Origin of the sequence: Oceanobacillus sp. FSL K6-0127, from assembly GCF_037983385.1 — a bacterium.
Classification (GTDB): Bacteria; Bacillota; Bacilli; order Bacillales; family Amphibacillaceae; genus Oceanobacillus; species Oceanobacillus profundus.
The window spans coordinates 2,726,633-2,751,831 of record NZ_CP150287.1 but is presented as its reverse complement, the minus strand read 5'-3'; the positions used below and the strand labels follow the sequence as shown (position 1 = coordinate 2,751,831).

The window sequence follows — 25,199 nt, the reverse complement described above, 5'->3', positions numbered from 1 at the left end:
TCAAGTATTTAATATTAGGTACTAATAATTCCTCCTAACATTTTACGATAAAACATTGTAAAACATCAAGCTTTGGTTAAATTTAAGTACAATTTAAAAGCTACTGCACTTTTAATTATAGCAGTATTGCTGGAGCAATGCGAATTGAAAGAAGTGTTAATAGCCGTGCTTTTGTTCTATTGTTGGAGACAAATACAGTGCTGATTATTTCCCGCTAAAAAATTCTAAAATCAAAATAAAGAAATCCAGACCCTTGGTTACGTCTGGATTTATAAGTTATGAAAGCATAATTGAATTGGTCTTTTATTATGAATTGCTAATTATTTTCTATTTACCTGTTGGTTGAAAGTTTACTTCCGTTTTTACATCCTCTCCAAATTCATCACGTACCATTTGCATGATGTTTACAACTTCTGTATTTGTTAACTCTTCGACTTTAACATGTACATGCACTTTTTCTGCTTCGGAGCGAACAAGTACATCTTCATAGCCAGTTGCACCAACAATTTGTTCTTCAAGAATCGCTTCTTTTGCATCTAGATTTTCTAATACATCGATTTCATTGAGTGCTTGTTCTTTTTCTTCTGCATTAGCGCTAGCGGATGCAACTACATCTGTAAGTCGACTTATTTTCTTGCTGCGGTCGTCTTGTACTTCCATACGAATTGTTGCAAATAATTCATCTTGGCCAAGGTTTGTAATGTCGTCAACTTCTGCATTTTCTGCATCTTCTGTATCTCCTGTTCCAGCTGTCGTAGAAGCTTTCTCGCTAGCTGGTTGTCCGTCCTCTATATATGCTAAATCATCACCATTTGGGGAAAGCATATAATAGACACTAAGCACAATCATTAAACTTAACATAGTCAATAGCCATACCGTTTGTTTTTTTAACATACTATCTTCCTCCTAGTTTTTTGGCATCACAGAAATTTTATGGGTTGGAACATCAAGAACACGCGAAACTGCTTCAACAATTTGATTTTTGACGGAGGGCTGATCAGCTCCTTTTGCTACTACAAACACCCCCCTAACCTCTGGTTGCTTTGTTTGAACTAATAACGGCATCTCTTGATCACCTTTTCGTATTGTTACCACTTGACTGTCTTCTGTATTATCTTCAATCTTCCTTGTACCACCATTCCGGTCAGATTCATCAGTAATTTGCTGACCTTTCGTGGTGTTCTTTTCGTAAACTTGCTCACTCGTTGCATTCAGATTAACCATAACCTCTGCTTCTGTTACACTTTGAATTTTATTAAGCATTCCAGCTAATTCTTGTCCTAAACTTTCTTCTACATGACTTATATCTGAAGAAGACATTTCTGCCCCATCATCGGCTTTTGCTATGTTCTGCGTTTCTCCTTGAGGCTGAAGGTTAAGTTCAGGCTCGTCCTCTGATGAAAAAATATTACTGACGATAATTAGAAATACCCCTGTCAATCCTAAGATGATAAGGTATCCGATTTTCTTCGATGGAGGCTTACCTCCCTCCGTTTTTTTTGGTCGAAAGAAATTTTTCATGATGTCCCTCCCTCCCAATAAATAGATACTTTCTTATCTGTTAACTCCCATTCATCCATTAGCAGTGTTGCTATTTCTGTTCCAACTTCTTCTTTTTCCCCTTCACTATCTTGATCGTTATGCTGAGAATCAATGACTATTTCTTCAACTGTATCCACCGCTCCCTCCTCGTTCTCTAATTCCTTTATATAAACAATGACTTCTACTAAATCCTCAAAGGACAGATTTTCCACTTCTTCAAATGTAAAATCGATGCTTGTAATCTCCACTTGGAATTCCTCCTTTAAGGGGTCCTCAGCTATATTTTTCAGTTGGACAGTCATCTGTTCTAAAATATATGCATGTTGACTGTTTTGTATCTCTTTTTTTTGAAATTCTATTTGATTTTCTATATTTTCATCTTGCGTATAAGCTTGATCTAGCTGGTCAATAGATGTTTCGACAGCTTGTTCAATATCTGCATCAAATAAGTAGAATACGGGCTTTAAAAGGATAAGAATTAATATGAGTCCTACTGCTAATTTGACATACTTTTTCATCGCGTCTACTGGAATCAGTAAATCGATAATTGCAGCAAGAATGACAAATAAAATAATCTGAGTTACCCATTGTATAATTACATCCATCGAACATCACCTTATCTCAGCAAAATAGTTATATTACTTGCAGAAACGATAATCACAATAGCCAATAAGAACATTAGAGATACTGCTAGTAAGCATGCAAGAATATATAAAATGTAATTACTAATCGTATTTAAAGCTGTAATAACTGGACCACCTCCAATTGGCTGTAGAGCAGCCGCAGCTATCTTATATATCAATGCAACCGCAGCTATTTTTAATGCGGGAAAGAGTACTATTAACAATATGACCAGCAGTCCGGCCATACCAACAGCATTTTTTAATACGAGTGAAGCACTTAATATTGTGTCAGCCGCATCTGTAAATGTTCTTCCAACAACAGGAATAAAATTACCCGTAACAAACTTAGCTGTTTTCATTGCTAAACCATCCTGAATAGCAGATGCTGTACCCTGAACAGAAATGACCCCTAAAAAAATGGTTAAAAATATGCCGAGGGCTCCAAGTCCAACTGTTTTAAATAGATTTGCCAGGTGTGTCACTTTATAATTTTCACTTAAGCTGCTAACTATTAAAAGCATTGCTGAAAGAAACAGTAATGGCAGAATGAACGTAGAAACTAAAATTCCACTGAAATTAATTAGGAAAATGATTATTGGATGAAAGAAAGAAACGGCTATCACATTCCCAAAACTCGCCATCATCCCTAACATAAGCGGGAGTAAAGCAATCATGAATCCCTTCATCATTTCAATTGCTTCTTGCGTATAAGATACAGCAACATAGAAGCTGTTCAGGGCAATAAAAATAAGTACAAGATAGATGACAAAATACGCAATTTTACTAACTGCGTTTCGTTCAAAAGCGCTGTGCATCGTTTGTAAAATAACAGAAAACAGGGTGAGCATTAATAAAGTTCCTAATAGCTTTCCGTTTGCAATTAGTTCATGGAATAAGTACTCGAGAAATGCAACGATCGTATTTTTTAGTGAAAAGGAATCTTGATTTTTAACAAATTCATAAATACTCGTTTTTTCAATCTCAGGTAAATAACCGCCATACTCCTCAACTAGTTGGTCCCAATAGCTTCCAACACCATCAAGGGAGATCTCTTGAAGGATGCTTTCATCAAAATGAATGTCATTATCTGTAGCAGCAGAAACAGTAGCCTGTCCACTAAAGAAAAAAATAATTGTGAGTAGAATTAGGATTATTAGGTTATATGATTTCATTCACCCCGTTTGCTCCCTTCAAGCAGTAATGAATAATTATACAGATGGTAAAAAGCTAATAATCGCTTCAATAACTGCGGTTATAATTGGTACTGCAAGCAATAAGATAAAAATCTTCCCGGAAAGCTCTATATAATGAGCAACAGAACCAAGCCCTGCGTCTTTAGTTAAATTCGCACCTAGCTCTGCAATATAAGCGATCCCAATAATTTTTAAGATTGTTTCCAAGTAAAGACCTTCGATATTTGCCTTCTGACCTAAAGTTTGAATTGTCTGGAAAATAACACTGATTTGATGAATGACTGCCAGAAAAATAATAATTCCTGTAATCAGAATAAGGAAAAAGGCAAAGGACTTATTAATATCTTTTAAAACGATATATAAAATGCTAGCCACTACTCCTAATATAGCAATCTGCAAGATATCCATGCCATTTAGCTCCTAAAACAAAAATACCGATTTAATTTGCTGAAACAAATCAGAAAGGCCATTGATTACAATAACAAGTACAATGATAAACCCAAGCAGCGTGGCAAATTGAGCAATCTCTTCTTTACCCATTTGCTTTAAAATCGTATGAATCAATGCTACGATTATTCCTATTCCAGCTATCTGGAAGAGAATGGATGCATCTGTGAACATAAAAATGCTCCTTCCTTTCATTTCAAATGAGTAACAACACAATAAAAGCCCCACTTAATATACCTAAGCTTTTTGCAACTTTTCCGTATTTGCGGTCGTTATCAATGGCTTCCTCTAGTTCTCTATCTAAGTGAACTATGGTCAGTTGTATATGCTTTTGCTGTTGACTCATATCATGCTGACCAAGGGTTCGACCGAATTGCTTTAATATTTCTTTTTCCGTTTCGTGCATACTTGACTTTTTAATTAAGACTTCAACTTGCCTTTCCCAAACTGTAAAGAAATCAACTGCTTCACCTTGCATTTCTTTCCCTAGAGAAGCAAAAAATCCTCGCAATGGATTTGGTATTTTTCTAGAAACGGATAAGAATGCATCAAACAAAGCCACTTGGCTATATATAATTTCAGCCTCGAGAATTTGTAATGCGCTTTTCAATTCGCGAATATGCTTTGGCCGTTTGGTCAACCTAGAGCTCCATTCAAATCCTGCCAAGGTGGCTGTTCCGATTAAAAGCAGTGCTCCAATCCACTTCATTTGTCACACCCCTTGTTTTTTGAAGCAAATTATTTTCATTATGGTCGAGCACAAGGCTAATACGACCAGGGCTTGTATCTCTTTTTAGCACAATATATCGATCGAAAATATGTTGATTGAAAATCGGTTCTAAAGAGGGGCGTCTTTTCAGTTCGCTGATACTTCTGCCGTGTATGGAGCAAATTACAGTAACCCCTGTATTAACCGCTTCCATCAACGCATCAATATCTTGTTGATTGCCAATTTCATCTACTACCATCACATCTGGTGACATGGAGCGAACGAGCATCATCATTCCATCAGCTTTTGGACATGCATCCATAACATCTGTACGAAGTCCTAAATTGTGCTGCGGAATTCCTTTAATTGAGGCACCTATTTCAGAGCGTTCATCAACAACGCCAACCTTCTTCGGATTAGTCTGTTTCGAGCCATTGGAAATCAACCGGGTTAAATCTCGAATTAATGTTGTTTTACCTGTCTGTGGAGGACCGATGATTAAAGTATTAAAATAGTCGCCATTGTATATATATGGGATAATAGGTAAGGCAACGCCGGGTTTTTCTTTAGCAATACGGATATTAAAGAACGTAATATTCTGTATTGCTTTTACACTGCTTCCCGTTGTTGTCACCTTTCCAGCGATTCCAATCCGATGCCCTCCTTCTATAGTGATATAACCCTCTCGCAACTCATCCTCTAACCGATATAATGAAAATTGACTAAGCTGATTGATTAAAAATGTTGCCTCTTTCGTCTGAGGGATAAGGTTTTTCACCCATTCTGTCGTGTCATCAAATATTAACTCAATAGGGCGGTTTAAACGAACACGGATTTCCTGTAGCATTTGCCACCTGTTTTGAACTTTAAATTGTATAGCTTGTCCCATGTCATTTGGAAACAAACGCATAATCTCGTCCATGATTATTCCTCGCTTTGTTTTGAAGCTGCTTTATAGTAAATGTATGTAGGAATAGATAATTTATGACCTTCGCTGCTCCATCGTACAAATAAAAAATTAGAAAATGTTGTAGTGTTAATGATCAAATATGCATTTCTATTTTCTAATAACGCAAAAAGCTGTGTTACAGAGAAAATTAATTTCCTCTGTAACACAGCTTTTATAGAATTATAATACAACTAAGCTCTTGATACATATTTCCCATCGGATGTATTAATAACTAAAACATCACCTTGGTTTATGAAAAATGGTACTTGAACCGAGTGACCAGTTTCTAACTTAGCTGGTTTTGAACCTCCACTTGCAGTATCACCCTTAATTCCTGGTTCCGTTTCAATTACTTCCAACTCAACGTTGTTTGGAAGATCGACCCCAAGTACTTCACCTTCATAACTGATTACATGTACTTCCATGTTTTCTTTCATAAATTTTAATTGTTCTTCAATTTGACTTGTCTGCAGTTCAATTTGCTCATATGTGTTTGTGTCCATAAAGGCATGAGCATCACCAGATGCATATAAGTATTGCATTTTTTTATTTTCAATATGCGCCTTACCAACTTTTTCTCCACCACGGAATGTTTTTTCTTGAATATTCCCGTTTCTTAAATTACGTAGTTTAGAGCGTACAAATGCAGCACCTTTTCCTGGCTTTACGTGTTGAAACTCTAATACCTGCCAGATGCCATTGTCCACTTCAATTGTCAAACCTGTTTTAAAATCATTAACTGAAATCATTTCATTTCCTCCTTTATGTATCCCTACAGCTGTATCAATTCTTTTGAAGCAAAGGTTAGTCTTTCGTTTCCAGATTCTGTTAGTACAATATCGTCCTCGATTCTGCAGCCACCAAGTCCCGGCACATAAATTCCAGGTTCAACTGTAACTACCATACCTTTTTCCAAAACTTTATCCGAGCGATACGATAATCCTGGGCCCTCGTGAACTTCTAAACCTAGGCCATGTCCTGTAGAATGTCCAAAATTATCGCCATAGCCTTTTTCTGTAATGAAATCCCTCGTTAAGGCATCTGCTTCTTTACCTGTTATTCCCGGTTTAATCCCATTTACTCCACGAAGATTTGCCTCTAATACTATATCATATATTTCACGTAATTCGCTTGAAATTTCACCAACTGCAACAGTTCTCGTGATATCCGAGCAATAACCTTCATATAATGCACCGTAATCTAGTGTAACTAGTTCACCTGATTGAATCTCTTTACTCGATGCAACACCATGTGGCAGTGCTGAACGATATCCAGATGCAACAATTGTATCAAAACTTGATGATGTTGCACCAAGTTTGCGCATATAAAATTCGAGTTCATTTGAAATGTCGATTTCTTTAACACCCGGTTTAATAAATTTTTGGATATGAACAAACGCATCGTCTGCAATTTTAGCTGCCTTTTTCATCGTATTTAACTCTTCATTCGTTTTAATTAAACGCAGCTCTTCAACTAACCCACTAACCGGGATTAGTTCCACATCAAAGCTTTTCTGATAGTTTTCATATTTAGTGAATGTCACATAATCCTTTTCAAAACCAAGCCGTTTAATTTGCATTTGTTTTAATTGATCTGAAATTTCCCCTTCAATTAACTGTTTATGCTCAATTATGTTAAAGTGCTTAGCTTGTTCATTTGCTTGTTCTGTATAGCGAAAATCAGTTATGAATCTGGCGTCGTCACGTGATACCAACGCAATACCTGCTGTGCCAGTAAATCCGGTCACATATCTTCGGTTGATTGGACTAGAAATTAAAATTGCATCAAGCTTATTTTTTTCCAATGCTTCTCGCAGCTTATTCAGTTTTTCCATCAGTTTTTCCCCCTCAATCGTTTAAGAGGTTATTCAAAAAGTCCGGTGAAAATGACACAAATCGAGATCAGTAGACCTTCGACTAAGTACCGACACATCCTGTGTCGAACGTCGAAGTCAAGCACTACATCCTGTGGAAGCTCGTTGGCTTGCTTTTCCGCTGCTCACGTATTAACTGCATACGCTCCCGCTCCTTGGAAAAGAAAATCACTTTTCCTGCGTGCAAGATCGTCTGCTCAAAGCTACGCCGCCTCGACCTGCTCGGTCCTTTTCATCCTCCTTTTTGAACACGCACTTTAACGGATACAATTTGTTATTTTTGTACAATTAGTCTAACATAAATCAATTCATTTGAGTATTTTTACTGCTATATTAATATAGAGCTATTCTTCAGATCGTTTTCTTATTTGTACTCGCATATCATAATATTCATATGAAATGGAAAAACCTACAAAAGTTCCATAAAGGATAAATAAACTTGCGGTCGATAAGATTGTATCAAACGTAATATCCGTGATGTTTGGTACATTCGTAAAAATTGGCGGCATTAGGACAAAGATAAAACCCCACACAATGATTCCATATACAACTCCCATCCACATCGAATATATTTTTTTAAATATTCCATGATAAATCAAAGCTGTAACAATGGACAGCAGTCCAATTATTATAATTGTTAGAAGTGTTCCAAACCATGTGTCAACCCAATTTGCATTAGTCCATGACTTTAGAATAAAAGATTTAGGTGATATTTCACTAAAATTAAAATAATATAAGATGATCCACGCAAAACCTAAAGCTATACCTCCCACCAATCCGGTGAATAAGGACTTAGGCAATATTGAAAACTGTTCTTCAGAATTCGTGTTATGTGATTGTTTTTCTGTATTCATTGTTGTGACACCTCCAGATTTTATTATTACCAATCATTTGCAAACAAATCATTGTATTAAAACATTAGGCTAGTTGTTAACAGTATTTTCGGGTAAAATAGAATTAAGATAAACAAATCCTGTACTGAATATTTTTGTACAAATTAGGAAACAATTTCTAATAGAAAACTTATTTTTATTTAATTTACAAAAAACGGATATAAACTTGCGCTTTAGTGGTATATAACATAGTAAAAGACTATTATTATATTACAAGACTGTGGAAGGAGGAGTTTTTATGGGCCGTAGTAAATTTTCTATTGTTGTTTACATTATTATTGGCTTAGCAGTTATCGGTTTAATTTCACAGCTTTTCGGAAATACAATTAACTTTCTAACAAACATTTTAATTATGTTTGGTATTGGGGTGGCTGTTTTCGCTCTGCTATATTACTTTGTGCTGAACAAGAGAACCCCTTCTAATTCCGATGATATGAAAAAGTATAAGAAGGCAGTAAAGCAATCTAAATCCAAATACAAGCAAACTTCATACAATGCCGCTCCTAAACAGACGAAGCCCGTTGTAGCACAAAAGAAAAAACGAACAAAACGTGCTACACATTTAAAAGTAATTGAAGGTAATAAAACAAAACGAAAAGACCGAGCTTCTTTATAGCCGGTCTTCTTTATTTTAGACGTTCTTTAATATTGAAAGGGATTTCTCCACTTTAGATTGAAGCTGACAAAAGGACTGCTTGACAATGAGCGATGTTTAAGTTGACCACCGTTTTAAAAATTGATCAGCATTCTCTTTCCCGCTTTGGATTAATTCTTGCTTCACTTCCTGTGAAATATGAAAGTTAACTGCTCCTGTATGTGCAACAGGAACAAATAGAATGTTCTTTTGATCATTTTTTGATATATACCTGGCATCATGTGCTTGCTTCATTGTAGAGAATAATGCTTGATACATATCCAGGGCATTTTTAATATCTCTTGGTCCAATCCCCTTTTCAGTTGCATCTGTCAATTTAATTCCTAATATTGGCCTCTTCTTTGTATTGTCTCCATTATCAAAGATCCATAATGGAAAGTTGCTTAAAAGTCCACCGTCCACCATTATGCTTTTCTTTTTGTACAATCCAGGCATCTTTTTTGGCATAAAGAAAAAGGGAAATCCTGCACTCATTCGAACAGCTTTTGCTACTGGGAAATAATTTGCTTCAATTCCGTACACGCGTTCCAAATCGTCGGGTATGACAATAAGCTTTCCTAAAGAAAGATCACTGACAACAACTTTAAAGTAACCTTCTTTTATATCGTGAAAGGTGCGAATATTCTTTCTTGCTAAAAGTTCTTCTAGCCAACTTTCCAGTTTGTTACCTTTATTAATCCCCAGCTGACTATACAAGAAAAACCACTTCGTAAATGGCAGCAGCCTTGTTAAAAGTGGTGGGTCGATAAATTCAGTTAGATCAAGTTCATGTATAAGCTCTTCAATTTCGTTTATTTCATAACCTGCAGCTACCAATGCCCCAACAATAGCCCCCGCAGAAGTTCCGGCCACTCGTACTACTTGAAGTTGATGTTCTTTCAGACTCTCTAGTACACCAATATAAGCAAATGCTTTAACTCCGCCACCAGAAAAAACTGCATCAATCTTCATCCACTCTCTCCCCCGCGCTCATTTTTCATGATGTGTGCTTAACTACCTTCGTAAGCGAAATGAAAGGGTAATCTCTTTATATATATAAGCAAAGCGCTAAGAATAGAACAATGTCGATAAAATTGTCGTGGAGCGTGAGAACTGTGAACATGTTAGAGCGACTCATAATCACCGAAGAATAAACTCGGCCAATCTTTTAATTCATGAAAAAACCATACAGATCCACGTGAGCTGTATGGTTTTTTATGCTTATTCTTTTACACTCTCCGCTTGGACTTTTTTTAATTCTTCCTGTCTTGCAGAATCTGTTTTAAAATAGTTGACAAGATCGCCAATTCGATCGATTGAATTCCAGCTTAAATGATGCTCAATACCTTCTACATCATTGTAAATATTATCTTTCTCTACCCCGATGATTTCTAAAAACTCTTCCAGAAGCTCGTGTCTAAACACTAAACGCTTTCCAATTTTTTTTCCTTTTGCAGTCAGTACAAATCCTCTATATTTTTCATAGTTTAAGTATTCGTCTTTATCTAATTTTTGTACCATTTTTGTCACGGAAGATGGATGTACTTCTAATGCTTCTGCAATATCGGATACACGGGCATATCCTTTTGTTTCAATTAAGTTATATATTTGTTCGATATAATCTTCCATACTTGGAGTAGGCATGTAGATCTCCTCGTTTCAAGAATATTTTTTGTTTAGGGCAAAACTGTTTCTCTACTTTGAGGATACAGGAAAAGACAAATTAACACAAGTTATATTATTTTAGACGGTAAAAAACAATAGAAGAGCTACGGGGACTCTTCTTCTTATAGTTAAAGACCACATTTCAGCTGTGCTCCACAGCTTGTACAAGTATTACAACCACCAATCTCCTCTACACTATCCGTTCGACAAACTGGACAGGTGTCACCGATTTCGGAACCAATCGTAACAATGATTCATTCTAGCTCTTGGATTGTATCCATTAACACAACTTTAGGTTTTTCGGTATCTGTGAACAACTCTGTTTGTTCACCAACGGTGTTTTCTTCTGCTTCTCTTCCATGCATTCTTCGCACGTTCTTTTTTCTCTTGGAGTTTTGATATATCCCTTTTTTATTTCACTCCTTTTTAGACCCACAATCATTCGTTGTCTAGATAGACTATCGGAAGCCCATAATTCTTTCATATGTTCACCTATTATCTTCTAGGCACTATCACTATGCTTTAGGTTCTAATGCCCGTTGAGTTCCCCATAAGCTGCTTTATTGATAGTTGTATTCTTTGTCAGGCACGGAAATTAGTAATTTAAAATGAAAAATCAGCTATAAAGCAACTGCAAATCGTGAACTTTTCTTATAGGAAAGAGAAAAACTTTGAAATATACCACGTCTACCCATATAATAAAATAGATAATGAACATTTTTTGGACAGACGGGGGAAGTAAAATGGAGTTTTTAATTATTGCCGTAGTTGTCTTGCTTGCTGTTGGTTTATTCCGCTATTATAGACAACGTAATTACTTGAAGGTATTAACGGAAGATCAATTCCGGGAAGGATATCGGAAAGCTCAATTAGTAGATGTGCGAGAGCCTCAGGAATTTGAGAGAGGTCATATTCTTGGAGCAAGAAATATTCCTGTAAGTCAAATGCGTCAACGTTTAGTAGAAATGCGAAAAGATAAGCCTGTGTACCTTTATTGTCAAAGCGGTACACGTTCTGCTCGTGCGGCACAGCTACTACACAAAAAAGGCTATCAGGATATTTATCATTTAAAAGGCGGTTTCAAGAAATGGACCGGTAAAATTAAAACGAAAAATTAATAAAAATTTAGCCTTGAGGTTTAAAAGTTACCTCAAGGCTTATTTTTTATTTATAATATCGTAAAATAGGCTTTCTTGCTGCGGTAGTTTCATCCATTCGTTTTACAATTGTATTATGTGGTGCTTCCTGTACGACTTCAGGATTATTCTCTACTTCCTCAGCAATTCGAAGCATTGCATCGATAAAACCATCTAATGTTTCCTTCGATTCAGTCTCTGTAGGCTCAATCATCAAGCCCTCCTCTACATTCAATGGGAAGTAAATGGTTGGTGGATGGTAATTAAAGTCTAATAGTCGCTTTGCAATATCAAGAGTACGTACCCCAAGCTTCTTTTGTCTGCTTCCTGACAATACAAATTCGTGCTTACAATGCTGGTTATATGGTAATTCATATGCCTTCTCCAATTTCCGCATCATATAATTCGCATTTAATACCGCATATTCACTTACTTTTTTCAAACCTTCTGCTCCCATTGTTCGGATATACGTATAAGCTCTGAGATTAATTCCAAAGTTTCCGTAGTATGGCTTAACACGACCGATTGATTGAGGTCTATCATATTCGAACACATATTCATCCTCTTTTTTCGTAATAATCGGTTTAGGAAGAAAAGGTTCGAGCTCTTTCGATACACCAACAGGTCCAGAACCTGGTCCGCCGCCGCCATGGGGACCTGTAAAGGTTTTATGAAGATTTAAATGCACTGCATCAAAGCCCATATCTCCTGGACGTGTATAACCCATAATTGCGTTTAAATTTGCGCCATCATAATATAATTTCCCGCCTGCAGCATGAACAATTTCTGCCATTTCCATAATTTCTGTTTCAAATAATCCAAGTGTATTTGGATTTGTCAGCATGAGTGCAGCGGTATCATTACCAACAACACGTTTTAAGTCTTCTAAATCTACAAGTCCTTTTTCATTTGTTTTTACGGTTACTGCTTCAAAACCAGCAACTGCTGCTGATGCCGGATTTGTGCCATGTGCAGAATCCGGCACAATCACTTTTGTTCTCCCAAAATCGCCATTTGCTTCATGAAACGCGCGAATCATCATTAATGCAGTCCATTCACCATGAGCACCTGCAGCGGATTGTAAAGAAACTTCATGCATCCCTGTAATTTCTTTTAAAGCCGTTTGCAAATCATAAAGCATTTCCATTGCACCTTGAACCGTTTTGGGATCTTGGTATGGATGGATATGGCTAAATCCTTCCAAGCGTGCAACATCTTCGTTGATTTTCGGATTATATTTCATCGTACAGGATCCTAGTGGATAGAATCCAGAGTCCACTCCATAATTTCGATTAGAAAGCCCAGTGTAATGGCGCATGATTTCCAGCTCACTTACCTCTGGTAACTCTGGTGGAGTCTTTCTTACGTATACGTCATCCAATTCAGCATTAAGATCAATTTCTGGAACATCTAAATTCGGCAGGCTATAGCTTGTTCTTCCTTCCTTGCTACGTTCAAATATTAATGGAAACTCTTGATTAGCCATTGATATCCCCCAATTCTTTTACAAACGTATCAATATCTTCTTTTGTACGAATTTCTGTTACAGCAATTAACATATGCCCTGTTAATTCAGGATAATTGCGTTCCAAATCGTATCCGCCAATAATTCCTTTTTCAAACAGCTTATCATTTATAGCTGGTACGGAATTAGAAAGCTTTACAACAAATTCATTAAAGCTTGGATGTTCATATACGATTTCTAAACCAGCTGCTTTACATTGTTCAATTGCATATCGTGTTTTTTGCATGTTCAAAGCTGCCATTTTCCGCAATCCATGTTTACCTATTGAGCTCATTGCAACTGAACTTGCAAGTGCATTTAATGCCTGATTTGAACAAATATTAGAAGTAGCCTTATCACGACGGATATGCTGTTCCCTTGCCTGTAATGTTAATACAAAGCCTCGTACACCATCTTCATCCTTTGTTTGTCCCACTAAACGCCCTGGAACTTTACGCATTAGTTTTTCGGTCGTTGCAAAATAACCACAGTGAGGTCCACCGAATTGTCCAGCAATCCCGAATACTTGCGTATCACCAACAACGATATCTGCACCGAATTCTCCGGGCGGTGTTAAGTATCCAAGAGCCAATGGATTACTGGAAACGATAAACATGGTTTTCTTTTGTTGCTTAATTAATTCCTCCACCTTTTGTAACGGTTCAATTTGACCGAAGAAGTTCGGGTATTGTATCACAACACCAGCAATCGTATCATCCAACTCTTGTTCTAAATGATCAAGGTCCGTTAAACCATTCTTTAATCCGATTTCCACGATTTCAACATTCTGTCCTCTTGCGTATGTCTCAATAACAGCACGTGACTCCGGGTGCACAGCTTGAGAAACAAGCACTTTTCTCCGTTTCGTTTGTGCTGCACTTAAATTAACCGCTTCTGCTAAAGAGGTTCCGCCATCATACATCGAAGAGTTGGCAACAGGCATTCCAGTTAATTCAGAAATCATCGTTTGAAACTCAAAAATTGCTTGCAGCTCACCTTGGGAGATTTCCGGTTGATATGGTGTATATGCTGTATAAAATTCCGATCTGGAAATAACATGGTCAACAACAGATGGAATAAAATGATCGTACACACCAGCTCCAAGGAACGAAGTATATTGTTTTAAACTAGCATTTTTATTTGCCATTTCAGTTAGTTCTTTTTTTAATTCGTATTCATTTGCTGGCTTTTTTAAGTTCAATTCTCCTTGAAAGCGTACACTACTTGGAATGTCTGAAAAAAGCTCATCTGTGGTTGAAACTCCGATTGTTTGCAGCATTTCTTCTTTATCGGTTTCAGTCATAGGTAAATAACGAAATTCCATTACGATGCCCCCTATTTATCTCGTTTATAAAATGGTGTCTTTACAATAATTGCTTTTAATTTGCGTTTTCGAACTTGGACTTCTAATTCTGTACCTTCATTTGCAAACTCGGAATCAATAAGTGCTAATCCAATATTTTTGTTAAAAGTTGGGGATTGTGTACCAGATGTTACAAACCCAATCACTTGATCATCCTTCAATACCGTATATCCATGCCGTGGAATGCCTTTATCGATCATTTCAATTCCAACTAATTTTCTTGTCGTTCCATTTTCCACTTGCTCTTTTAGTACAGATTTCCCTATAAAATCTGCTTCTTTGTTCACTTTTACAGCAAACGAAAGCCCCGCTTCAATTGGGCTGATATCCTTTGATAATTCCTGACCATACAATGCAAGACCTGCTTCGAAACGAAGTGTATCACGCGCGCCAAGTCCAATTGGCTCGAGCCCTTTGTCTTTTCCTGCCTCAAGCAGCCGATTCCACAAAGCAGGACCTTCTGATTTGTCAATATAGATTTCAAATCCATCTTCACCAGTATAGCCAGTACGCGAAACAATTGCAGTATGTTCTGAATTTTCCAGCGGAACATTTGCATCGAAGCGGAAAAACTTGATCTCGGATAGATTGGTTTTTGCAAGCTGCTGCAATATTTCCTCTGAATTCGGTCCCTGTAATGCAAATTGAACATAATCAGCTGAGGTATTGGTAATCGTTACTTCCTTTTCGCTGTATGTGTTATGCTGGAGCAGCCACTCATAATCTTTTTCTGTATTCGCTGCATTCACCACTAACAAATAATCATTTTCTGCAAGCATATAAATAATTAGATCATCGACTGTTCCCCCGTTTTCATAGCACATAATCGTGTATTGTGCTCGGTTTGGCACGAGCTTGGTCACATCATTTGTCATAACGTATTGCAGAAATTCTAAGCTTTTAGGGCCCTTTACAGCAATTTCCCCCATATGTGACACATCAAATAGCCCTGCTTTTGTTCTGGTTGCTTCGTGTTCCTGTTTGATCCCAGTAAATTGTACTGGTAAATCCCAGCCCCCAAAATCAATTGTTTTCGCCCCGTATTTTCCATATTCCGAAAAAATAGGTGTTCGTTTCAACTTGCTCATACCATCCACTCCTCCTAATTTTGTTGAAAAAGTGCATAAAAATAGAGATTCCTTCCTTACCGAAGAAATCTCTGTCCTTAAACCAGAAAGTTGCATACTTATACGAATGTTGGATGACTGTATAAGTATTTGCTTCGTGGGTGGTTTACTAATTCTAAGTAAACACTCTCCAGAGTTGCGTCCTACAAGAGTCTTTTTGCCTGAGAGATTCGCTCTTAACTTGCTCCTTCGGCGTTACATAATGTAAGCTCTCCCCTTGTAATCATCCGCTAATGAAAAATTTATATTTGGTTATACTATGTATCAGAATGTAAGGAACTCTATTTCACTTTGAATTATAACATATCAAAAAGCAAAATTATAGTGAAATCCAAATTTTAATAATAGGATGTGTGTTCAACATATGGATTCTATTGAACTACAAAAAGATTCAGCCTTTATCAATGCTTTAGAAACAGCCATTAGCAAAGAGGGTCCTTTCTCCAATTGGGAACTCTTTTCGATGGCATTTCAAGCTGAGTTAACAACAAGTTCACCTTCTTTTAATGGGTTACGTGCATTAGAATATCTTCCACATGTTAACTTTTTAGATCACCAAACCGATGTTGCTGAACAAGCAATTGAAAAGATGAATGGTCGTGCAATATTAGCAGATGAGGTCGGATTAGGAAAAACAATTGAAGCAGGTCTTATTTTAAAAGAATACATGATTCGGGGATTAGTAAAAAATGCACTTATTCTCGTTCCTGCATCGCTTGTTAACCAATGGGTGAAGGAATTGAATGAAAAGTTTTATATACCAGCAGTTGCACATCGGAAGAATTATAGTTGGAAAGAAAATCCGATTATTATTTCCTCCCTTGATACAGCAAAGCGTTCTCCTAACCGGGAAGAAATAATTGACACGGAATATGATTTTATTCTGATTGATGAAGCGCATAAGCTTAAAAATCATAAAACAAAAAACTATCAATTTGTACGTGCAATTAAAAAGAAGTACTGCTTGCTTTTAACAGCTACACCTGTACAAAACCGATTAATTGAGATATTTAATTTAATTACAATACTTCGACCTGGTCATCTAGGAAATTGTGATTCCTTTATCGAAAAATATGGTAAGGATCGAAGTAAGCTGGAACAAGATCCTTATTTAAAACAATTGATTCAAAAAGTAATGATTCGAAATACGAGAAAAGCAACAAAACTCACTGAATCTAAACGGAAGATTGAGACCTTATGGATTGATTTTCCTGATAAAGCACGCGAAGTATATGACGATCTTGTCAATACTACAATCGCGTTCTCCACTTTTTCGAAAATTACGTACCTCCGTGAGATATGTTCATCACGAGAAGCTTGTTATATGTCATTATCTAAAATTAGTGAGCATGAAAATAATGCAGCTGTATTAAAACCGTTACTTAGCAAAATTGAGGAGCTGCCTCACCACATAAAAGCTGAAAAAGCAGTAGAGCTAATTAAATCAATAGGTGATGAAAAAGTTATTATTTTTACAGAGTATCGAGCAACACAATATTTCTTACAATGGTATTTACAGCAACATGGTATCTCATCGGTCCCCTTCCGAGGTGGATTTAAACGTGGTAAAAAGGACTGGATGAAACAACTGTTTAAAGATCATGCGCAGGTTTTGATTGCTACTGAGGCTGGAGGTGAAGGAATTAACCTTCAATTTTGCAGCCACCTAATTAATTACGATCTACCATGGAATCCAATGCGGCTTGAACAGAGGATTGGACGTATCCACCGTTTCGGACAGGAAAAGGATGTACACATCTATAATCTTGTTATTCGCAACACGATAGAAGAACATATTCTGACACTTTTATACGAAAAGATAAACCTATTTGAAAAGGTAATTGGCAACCTAGATGATATTTTAGCTGAGCTGAACATTTCAAGTATCGAGTCAGAGATGGAGTCTATCTATAATGAATCCACCTCCGCAGGGGAGGTACGAATTAAACTAAATAACCTTTCTTCCATTATTCAAGGTGCAAAAAATGATTCTACAGCGGAAACGGAGGAGAGACTTTATGGCAATTACTAATTTAAATGAATTTTTGACAGATTACTTTACTGCTAAGGATTGCGAAATTATTTCCAATCATGATGGTGTGATACAAATACAATTAAATGAACAGATGGATCGTGAATTGATGAACCGACCATTTTACTGGCACTACATTAAAAAAATTGGCCGTACCGGCGATCCAATGCAACTTACGCTAATTACAAATCCAAAACAACGGGATGCAAAAGGAGACTGGATTCACTTTGGCAGTCCTCGCCTCCAGCAAATTATGAATCATTTAAAAGAAAAGGAAAAATTTACAAAGCTATTTCAATTAATTCATGCAACCGAAAAGACGCCCTTACATCCATGGCTAGTTGTAAACTTTAAAATTAGTTATCAAGGGCAGCATAAAAAGGATGAAATCATTTCTATCGGTTTACATTTAGTTAACGGCATGATGAAGTTAGATATGATGAATCTGTTAAGGAAGTTTTCATTACAAACAACAATTTCTGATTATTGCTTTACATTGTCTCCAATGATTAAAATAAAAAGTGGTTACTTACGAATGGAAACTGTTCTGTCAAACTATATTGAAGAGCAAGAACATACGTGGGCTAAGAAATCTTTAGAATTGTTACAGGAAGAAATTCAAACGTTACAGCATTTTTATCAGGACGACTTAGAAAGTGAACAGATGAAAAAAGAACAAGACGAATTAACAAAACGTTATCATCCAAAGGTAACATTGGACGTAATCAATGGAGGTATCGTGTATCTCGAACAACATGCATTATAATAGTAAAATCACTTGTGCAGGGTTAGAGGCTGAGATAAAAAAAGCCTTGTTCGGCACTATGCTAGTCCCAGCAGTTTAATGTAGTCACATTTCATACTTTTTGAACAACCTCCATAAATAAAGAATAGCAGGTAAATTTATCTGCTATTCTCCTTCTGGAACATTATTTTTAATGTGAATGGAAGCATACCAAACCATCTGGTGGTGTATAAGGAATTTTGTTTCCTTTGCGCTTCTTTTCGTTTCTTTCTTTCCTCAGATGGTAAGTCTATATATGAAACAACTTGTTCGGTCATAAACTTCAAATAATCATTTCCTGACATTACTACCACCTCGATTCCATGTCTCACACTTATCTTTTGCAAATCAAAAAAAATATATACAAAAATTTTTATAAAAAAGAAGGGTTTAATCAAAAAACGTCGAATAAAGTATACTGTTGCAAAATAAAAGGAGGTGAAAACAACCTTGAATCCCACTGCAACTTTATCAGATAACCTGCTCAACGCTTCGATTAAAGAGAACGCTTCAGACATTCACTTCTATCCTTTCCATGACTATACAGATATTTTTTTTCGAATCCATGGAAAACGAGTAAAACATTGCCACATAAAACTTAAACAATATGAACAACTGCTCACCTACTACAAATTTATAGCTGGAATGGATATTGGTGAATCAAGAAAGCCGCAAAATGGCACCATTCAACATAAGACCACGTCCAATTTATTCTCATTGCGATTATCGACACTTCCTCTCCATCAAACAGAAAGTTTAGCAATTCGGATCCTTCCACAAGAAACAAAACTCACTCTTGAACAACTTTTTCTTTTTAAAAGCCAACTAAATAAAATGAAGGAATGGATGTCCAATCGTGCTGGCATCATCCTTCTGACCGGGCCAACCGGAAGTGGCAAGACCACAGCATTATATGCTTTACTGGAATCCATCTTAAAGGAAAAGTCGTATCAAACCATTACTTTAGAGGACCCAATTGAGAAAAACATGGACAATATTCTACAAGTGCAAGTCAATGAAAAAGCTGGAATTACGTATCAGACAGGCTTAAAAGCAGCGTTACGACATGACCCAGATATTATTATGGTTGGTGAAATCCGCGATAAGCACACAGCCAAATTTGCATTTGAAGCATCCTTAACAGGTCACCTGGTTCTGAGCACATTACATGCAAAAAATGCTATAGGAACAATTCATCGTTTAATCGATATGGGTATCAAACGAAGTGATATGAAACAATCACTTATCGCGGTTGCTGCGCTTCAATTACTTCCATTGCAGGTGAAATCCGAATTCGCAAGGAGAGCAGCGATTCTTGAACTACTCGAAGGTACATTATTAGAGAATACCATTGAGGGGAACGAATTAACAGAACTTGATACATTTCATTCATTTGAGTATTTAAGAAAGAAGGCTTATGCATATGGCTTCATATCTGAAAGGGTTTATCAGTCGTAGAAAAATGCTGGCTAGCCCTCTGCAGCTTCAATTCCTACAATTATTACATCGTTTATTAACGAATGGCTACCCATTGCTAGATGCAATTGAAACAGTAAAATGGAATAAAGAATTAGAAAAACCTGCAACCCGCATTTTAACGTGCCTTAAAGACGGTATGTCTATTGATGAAGCATTTGATCAGGCGAAATTTCATCCGCTGATTACTTCATATCTTTATTTTGTAAAAGGAAATGGAGATCTTGAGGGTAGCATCAAAAAATGTGCTGCAATGTATGAATATCGAATAAAAAATACAAATAAATTTCAACAAGCTGCCAGATACCCACTTATTCTATTGTTTATCTTCTCCTTGCTGCTATACTTTATAAAACAAAGTGTCCTCCCGTCTTTTCAAGATATTTTTCAAGCAAGTATGTCCGCTTCATCAACCGTCCAGGTGTCCATTATTTTAATTGAAATGCTTACCACCATTACTTTTGTGTTAATCTTTGTTTTGGGAATTTTACTTTTTGTATGGTTACTAACAAAGGGTAAGTTGCCAATTGAAAAGCAATTAAATGTATATCGCACAATTCCACTTTACCGAAGCTTCCTTAAGCTACAGACGTCCTTTTACTTCGCTACACATTTCAGTTCACTGCTTAAAACCGGAATGTCTTTCAAAGAAATACTTGACCATATGACCCGACAGAAGAAACTACCTATTATCTCCTATTACGCCCAGCAAATGACTTCAGAATTATCAAGAGGTGTCCACATCGCCAGTTTACTTACTGTTTTTACTTTTCTAGAAGGACAATTGACAACTATATTCAGTAAAAATGCAGACGCACAAGCACTTGAAAAAGACTTGAGTATCTATGCAGAGCTATTAATGGAAGAAATCCAAAGAAAAATCGTGAAAATTATTACATTCGTTCAACCGGTATTTTTTACAATTTTAGCTGGCTTCATCATTTTTATTTATATAACGTTGATGTGGCCAATGTTCCAGCTAATTAAAACAATCTAAAAGGAGAGCTTTGCTATGTTTAACAATAACCGCGGCTTCACATTGATCGAAATGCTTATCGTTCTATTAATCATATCCGTCTTAATCATCCTTATCGTTCCGAATCTCGGTGACCGGAGCAGTGAGGTCCACAGCAAAGGATGTACAGCACTAGTATCCATCGTTCAGGGACAAGTAGATGTTTATTATATGGAAAATAATTCGTATCCGAATACTTTAAGTGCATTAGTTCCTGATTACTTAAACGAAGATCAACTCACCTGTCCTAATGAAGAGGCTTTAAACTATTCAGTAGATGGAAATAAAGGTATTGTATCAGCACCTTAAGTATAATCATGGTTTTACATTGCTGGAAGTCCTCTTTGTTCTTGCTGTCTTTTCAATTATTATGGTAATTTTCCCTCCCTTTCAATTTGAAAGCATTGAAAAACAAAAGGACAAACAATTTCTAGATACATTGAAAATCGATGTTTTATATGTTCAAAACATGTCCTATTTGACTACAGGTGAGGAGATATTTATTCGTTTCTACAAGGATAATTATAAAGTCTTTCAGGACAATGAAATAATTGCAGAGCAAGTCTATCCTGCTGGATGGACGGTTGATTATAGACAAAATAGTGATATTCGATTTAATGGGAAAGGTACATTTTTATACCCGCGAACGATTCATATAAAAACAACATATAGCGAATATCGAATTGTCTTCCAGTTCGGGAAAGGTAGGTTTTATATTGCAGAATCGTAATGGTTTTACATTAATAGAAGTATTAATTGCTTCCGGTATCATATTCACCGCAATTGCTACATTTATGCCAATTATCTCAACGCTTGATATAGAACAAAAAGTATTAAGCGATCGTCGAAAACTAGCTTACTTGCTCCACGACGAGTTACAACAATTTATTTGGAGTTCAAATACCTTACTCCCTGTGGCCTTCACAAAAACGGTCGATTCTTATATGGAGGTTCAATTTGATTTCCAGATTGAAAATGAGTTCATTAAAGGATGTGCTGAATGGAATAATGCGAAAAATACAGAAGAACAGCTCTGTTTTTATGGATTACAAGCAGCATGAGAAAGGATTTACATTTATAACTGTTTTGTGTAGTATTGTTATCCTTTCCGTCAGTTTACCGCTTTTGGGCTATTTGCTGCAAAGCATGAACTCGAAATCAACGTACAGTGAAATTTCAGTACAGCAATTTTTTCAATTTATGCGAGATGACATCATTGATGCAACGAACATCTACGTAACAAATAGAAAACTTTATTTAGTTAAGCCGCATGAAAATAAAACAGCAACACTCGAATTGTATGGCACACTTGTTAGAAGACAAGTCAATGGAAAAGGACATGAAATCTATCTGAGGGATGTTGAAGGTATTTCCTTCACTCCCCTACCCTACGGGGTTCAAGTTACCGTTATTACTACTTCGGAGGAAAGATATGAAAAAAAGTTCGCTTATTATTAAGAATGAACATGGAGTAATACTACCGTATGTACTTTTTATAACGGCATTCATTTGCATGTTTATAATGACTGCAATTCATAGTTATCGACATGATACTGCGCTTACCCATAGACACATTCAACAAATAAAAATAGAGACGCTTTTTCAAATGGGATATGAAACAGTAAAATCGGAAATAATAGAACAAGAGCCTCCTCCTGTTGTACGCTATCATTTTCCTGATGGTGACGTTAAAATTTCTATAACACCTGCAGCAGATACAATGTATCAATTATCCTTTTCAATCAAAACAAACGAATATGATACAATTTATACGTTCACAAAAACACATATAGCAGAATAATAAGTTTGTACATTTTTTAACAAACTTTGTTTTTCTCACTAAATAGTCAAATTAAATACTATAATAAAGGTATTAAAGCTACTGGGGTGATTTATGTGGACAATACGTTAAAAGTTACAAATGTATTAAGTGATCCAACAAGGTACCATATTTATCAATATATACTAAAAAAACATAAAGATGTTAGTGTGATTGAGATTGCAAACCATTTTGACATCCATTCAAATGTAGCTAGACTGCATTTATCTAAGCTTGAAGAAATAAAGCTTATTACAACATATTTCAAGAGAAGCGGAAAAGGCGGAAGACCAAGCAAAATGTACCGACTATCGGAAAGTGTAATCGAATTAAGCTTCCCATCGAGGGATTATAAGACCCTTTCTTCAATTGCATTAGAAGCGCTGTTGGAACTCGGTGAAATTGGTGAGCAAGCATTGTATGCAACAGGGAAAAAGTATGGGCACCAATTTATAGACGATTTTAAAATACATCATTTCAATAAGCTGTCCATCAAGGAAAAACTTGATATACTTGAGAGGGCAACAGAAGAATTAGGACTCTTTCCTTCCTTTACGTATGATGAAGGAAATAATAACATTCATTTTCATGTGAATAACTGCCCATTTAAGGAATTAGTGATGAAAAACCAAACAGTAGTTTGTCATATGCATTATTTATTCCTAAAAGGTATATTCGATGTATTATTTGAAGGGTCGACTTTAACATTCGAAGAAAATATGTTTACAAACAATTGCGGAAATTGCACTTATCTAGCTAATCTCTCAATTGTTTAATGACATTCGTTTACAATACGCAATTCCTCATATATAATAACAATGAAAAGGCTACCTAAAAGGAGGGGGAAGACATGGATCGAATGTTTCGTGTTCTTGCCTTTTGGACAGGTATTTTTACAGTAATGTTTTATATCGGTGATATGACGAATACAGCACTACTATTCCTGGCTCAAACGGCATTTTTCCTTACAGTAAGTTATTTAAAGTTATCTGAACGCATGTACATGTATTTATTTGGAGCGTATTGTACCGTTTTCATGATTGGTTTTACATGGTATTCCGAATTTATTCTTGTACCTGGTTTCGGACATTAAAAAAGCTGAAAACCCCTGCAACCTAAACTATTGCAGGGGTTTTTCCATCTTCAAATTAACTAAATCCAGCTAATACTTTCATGCACGAACAAAAGGGTTGTTCTGCTTTTCTTCACCAATTGTTGTATGTGGTCCATGCCCAGGATAAACAGTGAGGGATTCCTTCAATTGATATAGTTTATTTTGGATTGTAGCTTCAATCTCTGCCATATTTCCACCTGGAAGGTCAGTTCTGCCAATACCATGATAAAACAAAACATCACCACTAATAATGAATTCATTTTGATCAAATAGAAAACTGACACTGCCAGGCGAATGACCAGGCGTGTGAATAACTTCAAAGAGAAAGTCCCCTATTTCCATTGGACCCATTTTAAAAGTGAATTCAGCTGGCTTCATAACGATTTCATTTCCTATTAGCTTACTGGAACCATTCATTTGTGGATCTGACAACCAAGAAAGCTCATTTTCATGTATATATACATCTGTATCTACAGTCTCTCGTATTTCATCTAGTGCAGCGATATGATCAAAGTGAGCATGTGTCAATAAGATTGCTTGAACTTTTAGTCCCTCTCTTTCTAAAAACTCGGCAATTTTATCAGGCTCTGCACCTGGGTCGATTAATAACGCTTTTCCTTTATCATAAACAATATAGCAATTTGTTCCGATTGGACCTAATGCCATCCCCTTTACATTCATTAAAAAACCTCCAATTCAATTCTGAATGAAATCACTTTTTCATTTAGTGGGGCTCGCTTCACCCCCAACTAAATGTTAGTACTGATAAGGAGCCCTGCTGGACCTTAAGAGAATCAGGAATTTACGGGCTTTGCCTCCCCACCACACATGTTTTCGTCCCCGCACACATAGAAGAGGGTGTATTACACCCTGTTGTGTAAGAAAACGTTTTACAATTACTCGACAAAAACAATTTAATGTTTTAGAATAAATAATATAATGTCTTAGTTACATAATAATATAAAACCAATTCCTAATTCAAATTGTAACTTTAGGAACAATGAAGCTTCAAAGGAGGATAATAGTTGTGGGACATCTTATTTTAGCAATCGTATTATTATTCGTCGCATTACTTGCAGTAGTTTCAGTTATTCGTCAACTGAAATATAAAAATCTATTTGCATTAGCATTTTCAGCTTTGACAGCATTAGCATTTGGATTCTTCTCCATTGCAACGATTATATCAGAAATCGCTGGATAACTTAATCAAACATCCATAGAAGCAAAAAGTTAACTTTTCGGAGTTAACTTTTTTATTTTGAACAACTAGAAATACCTTTAAATTAGAAATACATAACTAG

General features: G+C 36.2%; 32 protein-coding genes, 1 pseudogene and 1 riboswitch. Of the genes and pseudogenes, 14 read left to right on the top strand and 19 right to left on the bottom strand.

The window, feature by feature from the left end; translation table 11 throughout:
• Nucleotides 1–327: 327 nt before the first annotated feature.
• From MHH64_RS13645 to MHH64_RS13595, 11 genes are all read right to left on the bottom strand, one after another.
• Nucleotides 328–894, bottom strand: coding sequence for a SpoIIIAH-like family protein (locus tag MHH64_RS13645; protein WP_095306961.1), 567 nt, complete (start codon nucleotides 892–894; stop codon nucleotides 328–330).
• A 12-nt stretch (nucleotides 895–906) separates the two neighbouring features.
• Nucleotides 907–1,521 (bottom strand): stage III sporulation protein AG, encoded by a 615-nt coding sequence (gene spoIIIAG / locus MHH64_RS13640; RefSeq protein ID WP_095306963.1) that lies wholly within the window; start codon nucleotides 1,519–1,521, stop codon nucleotides 907–909.
• Nucleotides 1,518–2,147 (bottom strand): stage III sporulation protein AF, encoded by a 630-nt coding sequence (spoIIIAF, locus tag MHH64_RS13635; RefSeq protein ID WP_095306964.1) that lies wholly within the window; start codon nucleotides 2,145–2,147, stop codon nucleotides 1,518–1,520. The genes spoIIIAG and spoIIIAF overlap by 4 nt, the downstream gene beginning before the upstream one ends.
• 11 nt (nucleotides 2,148–2,158) lie before the next feature.
• Nucleotides 2,159–3,337 (bottom strand): stage III sporulation protein AE, encoded by a 1,179-nt coding sequence (gene spoIIIAE, locus MHH64_RS13630; RefSeq protein ID WP_118889642.1) that lies wholly within the window; start codon nucleotides 3,335–3,337, stop codon nucleotides 2,159–2,161.
• Nucleotides 3,338–3,373: 36 nt separating this feature from the next.
• A complete protein-coding gene (spoIIIAD, locus tag MHH64_RS13625) occupies nucleotides 3,374–3,766 on the bottom strand; it encodes a stage III sporulation protein AD (RefSeq protein WP_095306966.1) in 393 nt (130 codons plus the stop codon).
• Between the two features lie 12 nt (nucleotides 3,767–3,778).
• The gene (gene spoIIIAC / locus MHH64_RS13620; RefSeq protein WP_095306968.1) at nucleotides 3,779–3,979 is read right to left on the bottom strand and encodes a stage III sporulation protein AC; all 201 of its coding nucleotides are present in this window, start codon (nucleotides 3,977–3,979) and stop codon (nucleotides 3,779–3,781) included.
• A gap of 22 nt (nucleotides 3,980–4,001) precedes the next feature.
• A complete protein-coding gene (spoIIIAB, locus tag MHH64_RS13615) occupies nucleotides 4,002–4,514 on the bottom strand; it encodes a stage III sporulation protein SpoIIIAB (protein ID WP_095306969.1) in 513 nt (170 codons plus the stop codon).
• Entirely contained in the window at nucleotides 4,459–5,436 is a 978-nt protein-coding gene (spoIIIAA, locus tag MHH64_RS13610) for a stage III sporulation protein AA (RefSeq protein ID WP_095306970.1), read from the bottom strand. The genes spoIIIAB and spoIIIAA overlap by 56 nt, the downstream gene beginning before the upstream one ends.
• Nucleotides 5,437–5,654: 218 nt before the next feature.
• Nucleotides 5,655–6,212 carry an elongation factor P gene (gene efp / locus MHH64_RS13605; RefSeq protein WP_095306972.1) on the bottom strand — a complete coding sequence of 186 codons (558 nt, stop codon included), beginning with the start codon at nucleotides 6,210–6,212 and terminating at the stop codon, nucleotides 5,655–5,657.
• A 23-nt stretch (nucleotides 6,213–6,235) separates the two neighbouring features.
• Nucleotides 6,236–7,297 (bottom strand): Xaa-Pro peptidase family protein, encoded by a 1,062-nt coding sequence (locus MHH64_RS13600; RefSeq protein WP_095306973.1) that lies wholly within the window; start codon nucleotides 7,295–7,297, stop codon nucleotides 6,236–6,238.
• Nucleotides 7,298–7,680: 383 nt separating this feature from the next.
• Nucleotides 7,681–8,190 (bottom strand): YqhR family membrane protein, encoded by a 510-nt coding sequence (locus MHH64_RS13595; protein ID WP_095306974.1) that lies wholly within the window; start codon nucleotides 8,188–8,190, stop codon nucleotides 7,681–7,683.
• 277 nt (nucleotides 8,191–8,467) lie between these two features.
• On the opposite strand from MHH64_RS13595, the gene MHH64_RS13590 reads away from it, so the two are divergent.
• Nucleotides 8,468–8,845 (top strand): SA1362 family protein, encoded by a 378-nt coding sequence (locus tag MHH64_RS13590; RefSeq protein WP_095306976.1) that lies wholly within the window; start codon nucleotides 8,468–8,470, stop codon nucleotides 8,843–8,845.
• 96 nt (nucleotides 8,846–8,941) lie between these two features.
• Here the strand turns inward: MHH64_RS13590 and MHH64_RS13585 are convergent, their stop codons facing one another.
• The 3 genes and pseudogenes from MHH64_RS13585 to MHH64_RS13575 form a co-directional block, all read right to left on the bottom strand.
• Nucleotides 8,942–9,835, bottom strand: a complete 894-nt coding sequence (locus MHH64_RS13585; protein ID WP_095306977.1) for a patatin-like phospholipase family protein — start codon at nucleotides 9,833–9,835, stop codon at nucleotides 8,942–8,944.
• A gap of 249 nt (nucleotides 9,836–10,084) precedes the next feature.
• On the bottom strand, nucleotides 10,085–10,507 hold the full coding sequence (mntR, locus tag MHH64_RS13580) for a transcriptional regulator MntR (protein ID WP_095306978.1): 423 nt from the start codon (nucleotides 10,505–10,507) through the stop codon (nucleotides 10,085–10,087).
• A gap of 149 nt (nucleotides 10,508–10,656) precedes the next feature.
• Nucleotides 10,657–10,881 (bottom strand): annotated as a pseudogene (locus MHH64_RS13575) (hypothetical protein); the annotation flags it as partial.
• Nucleotides 10,882–11,271: 390 nt separating this feature from the next.
• On the opposite strand from MHH64_RS13575, the gene MHH64_RS13570 reads away from it, so the two are divergent.
• Nucleotides 11,272–11,646 (top strand): rhodanese-like domain-containing protein, encoded by a 375-nt coding sequence (locus MHH64_RS13570; RefSeq protein WP_340001915.1) that lies wholly within the window; start codon nucleotides 11,272–11,274, stop codon nucleotides 11,644–11,646.
• Between the two features lie 46 nt (nucleotides 11,647–11,692).
• On the opposite strand, the gene gcvPB is transcribed toward MHH64_RS13570, so the two are convergent.
• The 3 genes from gcvPB to gcvT are packed head-to-tail and all read right to left on the bottom strand — an operon-like array spanning nucleotide 11,693 to nucleotide 15,619.
• A complete protein-coding gene (gcvPB, locus tag MHH64_RS13565; protein WP_095306980.1) occupies nucleotides 11,693–13,150 on the bottom strand; it encodes an aminomethyl-transferring glycine dehydrogenase subunit GcvPB in 1,458 nt (485 codons plus the stop codon).
• Complete coding sequence (gene gcvPA, locus MHH64_RS13560) at nucleotides 13,143–14,492, bottom strand: aminomethyl-transferring glycine dehydrogenase subunit GcvPA (RefSeq protein WP_303447166.1); 1,350 nt, start codon at nucleotides 14,490–14,492, stop codon at nucleotides 13,143–13,145. Before gcvPA ends, gcvPB begins: the two co-directional genes overlap by 8 nt.
• 11 nt (nucleotides 14,493–14,503) lie before the next feature.
• Complete coding sequence (gene gcvT / locus MHH64_RS13555) at nucleotides 14,504–15,619, bottom strand: glycine cleavage system aminomethyltransferase GcvT (RefSeq protein ID WP_340001914.1); 1,116 nt, start codon at nucleotides 15,617–15,619, stop codon at nucleotides 14,504–14,506.
• A gap of 178 nt (nucleotides 15,620–15,797) precedes the next feature.
• A riboswitch (glycine riboswitch) is annotated at nucleotides 15,798–15,885 on the bottom strand.
• A gap of 137 nt (nucleotides 15,886–16,022) precedes the next feature.
• On the opposite strand from gcvT, the gene MHH64_RS13550 reads away from it, so the two are divergent.
• Together MHH64_RS13550 and MHH64_RS13545 are read left to right on the top strand one after the other, a co-directional pair.
• Entirely contained in the window at nucleotides 16,023–17,690 is a 1,668-nt protein-coding gene (locus MHH64_RS13550; RefSeq protein WP_340001913.1) for an SNF2-related protein, read from the top strand.
• Nucleotides 17,677–18,456 (top strand): YqhG family protein, encoded by a 780-nt coding sequence (locus MHH64_RS13545; protein WP_340001912.1) that lies wholly within the window; start codon nucleotides 17,677–17,679, stop codon nucleotides 18,454–18,456. Before MHH64_RS13550 ends, MHH64_RS13545 begins: the two co-directional genes overlap by 14 nt.
• A 137-nt stretch (nucleotides 18,457–18,593) precedes the next feature.
• Here MHH64_RS13545 and MHH64_RS13540 read toward each other — a convergent pair whose 3' ends face one another.
• The gene (locus MHH64_RS13540) at nucleotides 18,594–18,779 is read right to left on the bottom strand and encodes a YqzE family protein (RefSeq protein WP_095306986.1); all 186 of its coding nucleotides are present in this window, start codon (nucleotides 18,777–18,779) and stop codon (nucleotides 18,594–18,596) included.
• A gap of 145 nt (nucleotides 18,780–18,924) precedes the next feature.
• Here MHH64_RS13540 and comGA point away from each other — a divergent pair, with 145 nt between their 5' ends.
• The 9 genes from comGA to MHH64_RS13495 all read left to right on the top strand — a co-directional run bounded on the left by comGA (nucleotide 18,925) and on the right by MHH64_RS13495 (nucleotide 23,877).
• Complete coding sequence (gene comGA / locus MHH64_RS13535) at nucleotides 18,925–19,932, top strand: competence type IV pilus ATPase ComGA (protein WP_340001911.1); 1,008 nt, start codon at nucleotides 18,925–18,927, stop codon at nucleotides 19,930–19,932.
• Complete coding sequence (gene comGB, locus MHH64_RS13530; RefSeq protein WP_340001910.1) at nucleotides 19,898–20,947, top strand: competence type IV pilus assembly protein ComGB; 1,050 nt, start codon at nucleotides 19,898–19,900, stop codon at nucleotides 20,945–20,947. Before comGA ends, comGB begins: the two co-directional genes overlap by 35 nt.
• Before the next feature lie 15 nt (nucleotides 20,948–20,962).
• On the top strand, nucleotides 20,963–21,274 hold the full coding sequence (gene comGC, locus MHH64_RS13525) for a competence type IV pilus major pilin ComGC (RefSeq protein WP_118889652.1): 312 nt from the start codon (nucleotides 20,963–20,965) through the stop codon (nucleotides 21,272–21,274).
• Nucleotides 21,258–21,695, top strand: coding sequence for a competence type IV pilus minor pilin ComGD (gene comGD, locus MHH64_RS13520; RefSeq protein WP_187393157.1), 438 nt, complete (start codon nucleotides 21,258–21,260; stop codon nucleotides 21,693–21,695). The genes comGC and comGD overlap by 17 nt, the downstream gene beginning before the upstream one ends.
• The gene (locus MHH64_RS13515) at nucleotides 21,682–22,026 is read left to right on the top strand and encodes a type II secretion system protein (RefSeq protein ID WP_158586265.1); all 345 of its coding nucleotides are present in this window, start codon (nucleotides 21,682–21,684) and stop codon (nucleotides 22,024–22,026) included. Before comGD ends, MHH64_RS13515 begins: the two co-directional genes overlap by 14 nt.
• Entirely contained in the window at nucleotides 21,974–22,423 is a 450-nt protein-coding gene (locus MHH64_RS13510) for a ComGF family competence protein (RefSeq protein ID WP_340001909.1), read from the top strand. Before MHH64_RS13515 ends, MHH64_RS13510 begins: the two co-directional genes overlap by 53 nt.
• The gene (locus MHH64_RS13505; RefSeq protein WP_095306994.1) at nucleotides 22,398–22,766 is read left to right on the top strand and encodes a hypothetical protein; all 369 of its coding nucleotides are present in this window, start codon (nucleotides 22,398–22,400) and stop codon (nucleotides 22,764–22,766) included. The genes MHH64_RS13510 and MHH64_RS13505 overlap by 26 nt, the downstream gene beginning before the upstream one ends.
• 95 nt (nucleotides 22,767–22,861) lie before the next feature.
• A complete protein-coding gene (locus MHH64_RS13500) occupies nucleotides 22,862–23,560 on the top strand; it encodes a helix-turn-helix domain-containing protein (RefSeq protein ID WP_303447172.1) in 699 nt (232 codons plus the stop codon).
• 74 nt (nucleotides 23,561–23,634) lie between these two features.
• Entirely contained in the window at nucleotides 23,635–23,877 is a 243-nt protein-coding gene (locus tag MHH64_RS13495; RefSeq protein ID WP_095306996.1) for a DUF2626 domain-containing protein, read from the top strand.
• A 78-nt stretch (nucleotides 23,878–23,955) separates the two neighbouring features.
• Here MHH64_RS13495 and MHH64_RS13490 read toward each other — a convergent pair whose 3' ends face one another.
• Nucleotides 23,956–24,579, bottom strand: a complete 624-nt coding sequence (locus MHH64_RS13490) for an MBL fold metallo-hydrolase (RefSeq protein WP_340001908.1) — start codon at nucleotides 24,577–24,579, stop codon at nucleotides 23,956–23,958.
• A gap of 319 nt (nucleotides 24,580–24,898) precedes the next feature.
• On the opposite strand from MHH64_RS13490, the gene MHH64_RS13485 reads away from it, so the two are divergent.
• Complete coding sequence (locus MHH64_RS13485) at nucleotides 24,899–25,099, top strand: DUF2759 family protein (RefSeq protein ID WP_095306999.1); 201 nt, start codon at nucleotides 24,899–24,901, stop codon at nucleotides 25,097–25,099.
• The last annotated feature ends 100 nt before the right edge of the window (nucleotides 25,100–25,199 follow it).

Coding starts and splice junctions, on each gene's coding strand:
- MHH64_RS13645 (WP_095306961.1), bottom strand. CDS start 894: ATGTTAAAAAAACAAACGGTATGGCTATTGACTATGTTAAGTTTAATG.
- spoIIIAG (WP_095306963.1), bottom strand. CDS start 1,521: ATGAAAAATTTCTTTCGACCAAAAAAAACGGAGGGAGGTAAGCCTCCA.
- spoIIIAF (WP_095306964.1), bottom strand. CDS start 2,147: ATGGATGTAATTATACAATGGGTAACTCAGATTATTTTATTTGTCATT.
- spoIIIAE (WP_118889642.1), bottom strand. CDS start 3,337: ATGAAATCATATAACCTAATAATCCTAATTCTACTCACAATTATTTTT.
- spoIIIAD (WP_095306966.1), bottom strand. CDS start 3,766: ATGGATATCTTGCAGATTGCTATATTAGGAGTAGTGGCTAGCATTTTA.
- spoIIIAC (WP_095306968.1), bottom strand. CDS start 3,979: ATGTTCACAGATGCATCCATTCTCTTCCAGATAGCTGGAATAGGAATA.
- spoIIIAB (WP_095306969.1), bottom strand. CDS start 4,514: ATGAAGTGGATTGGAGCACTGCTTTTAATCGGAACAGCCACCTTGGCA.
- spoIIIAA (WP_095306970.1), bottom strand. CDS start 5,436: ATGGACGAGATTATGCGTTTGTTTCCAAATGACATGGGACAAGCTATA.
- efp (WP_095306972.1), bottom strand. CDS start 6,212: ATGATTTCAGTTAATGATTTTAAAACAGGTTTGACAATTGAAGTGGAC.
- MHH64_RS13600 (WP_095306973.1), bottom strand. CDS start 7,297: ATGGAAAAACTGAATAAGCTGCGAGAAGCATTGGAAAAAAATAAGCTT.
- MHH64_RS13595 (WP_095306974.1), bottom strand. CDS start 8,190: ATGAATACAGAAAAACAATCACATAACACGAATTCTGAAGAACAGTTT.
- MHH64_RS13590 (WP_095306976.1), top strand. CDS start 8,468: ATGGGCCGTAGTAAATTTTCTATTGTTGTTTACATTATTATTGGCTTA.
- MHH64_RS13585 (WP_095306977.1), bottom strand. CDS start 9,835: ATGAAGATTGATGCAGTTTTTTCTGGTGGCGGAGTTAAAGCATTTGCT.
- mntR (WP_095306978.1), bottom strand. CDS start 10,507: ATGCCTACTCCAAGTATGGAAGATTATATCGAACAAATATATAACTTA.
- MHH64_RS13570 (WP_340001915.1), top strand. CDS start 11,272: ATGGAGTTTTTAATTATTGCCGTAGTTGTCTTGCTTGCTGTTGGTTTA.
- gcvPB (WP_095306980.1), bottom strand. CDS start 13,150: ATGGCTAATCAAGAGTTTCCATTAATATTTGAACGTAGCAAGGAAGGA.
- gcvPA (WP_303447166.1), bottom strand. CDS start 14,492: ATGGAATTTCGTTATTTACCTATGACTGAAACCGATAAAGAAGAAATG.
- gcvT (WP_340001914.1), bottom strand. CDS start 15,619: ATGAGCAAGTTGAAACGAACACCTATTTTTTCGGAATATGGAAAATAC.
- MHH64_RS13550 (WP_340001913.1), top strand. CDS start 16,023: ATGGATTCTATTGAACTACAAAAAGATTCAGCCTTTATCAATGCTTTA.
- MHH64_RS13545 (WP_340001912.1), top strand. CDS start 17,677: ATGGCAATTACTAATTTAAATGAATTTTTGACAGATTACTTTACTGCT.
- MHH64_RS13540 (WP_095306986.1), bottom strand. CDS start 18,779: ATGTCAGGAAATGATTATTTGAAGTTTATGACCGAACAAGTTGTTTCA.
- comGB (WP_340001910.1), top strand. CDS start 19,898: ATGGCTTCATATCTGAAAGGGTTTATCAGTCGTAGAAAAATGCTGGCT.
- comGC (WP_118889652.1), top strand. CDS start 20,963: ATGTTTAACAATAACCGCGGCTTCACATTGATCGAAATGCTTATCGTT.
- MHH64_RS13510 (WP_340001909.1), top strand. CDS start 21,974: ATGCGAAAAATACAGAAGAACAGCTCTGTTTTTATGGATTACAAGCAG.
- MHH64_RS13505 (WP_095306994.1), top strand. CDS start 22,398: ATGAAAAAAAGTTCGCTTATTATTAAGAATGAACATGGAGTAATACTA.
- MHH64_RS13495 (WP_095306996.1), top strand. CDS start 23,635: ATGGATCGAATGTTTCGTGTTCTTGCCTTTTGGACAGGTATTTTTACA.
- MHH64_RS13490 (WP_340001908.1), bottom strand. CDS start 24,579: ATGAATGTAAAGGGGATGGCATTAGGTCCAATCGGAACAAATTGCTAT.
- MHH64_RS13485 (WP_095306999.1), top strand. CDS start 24,899: ATGAAGCTTCAAAGGAGGATAATAGTTGTGGGACATCTTATTTTAGCA.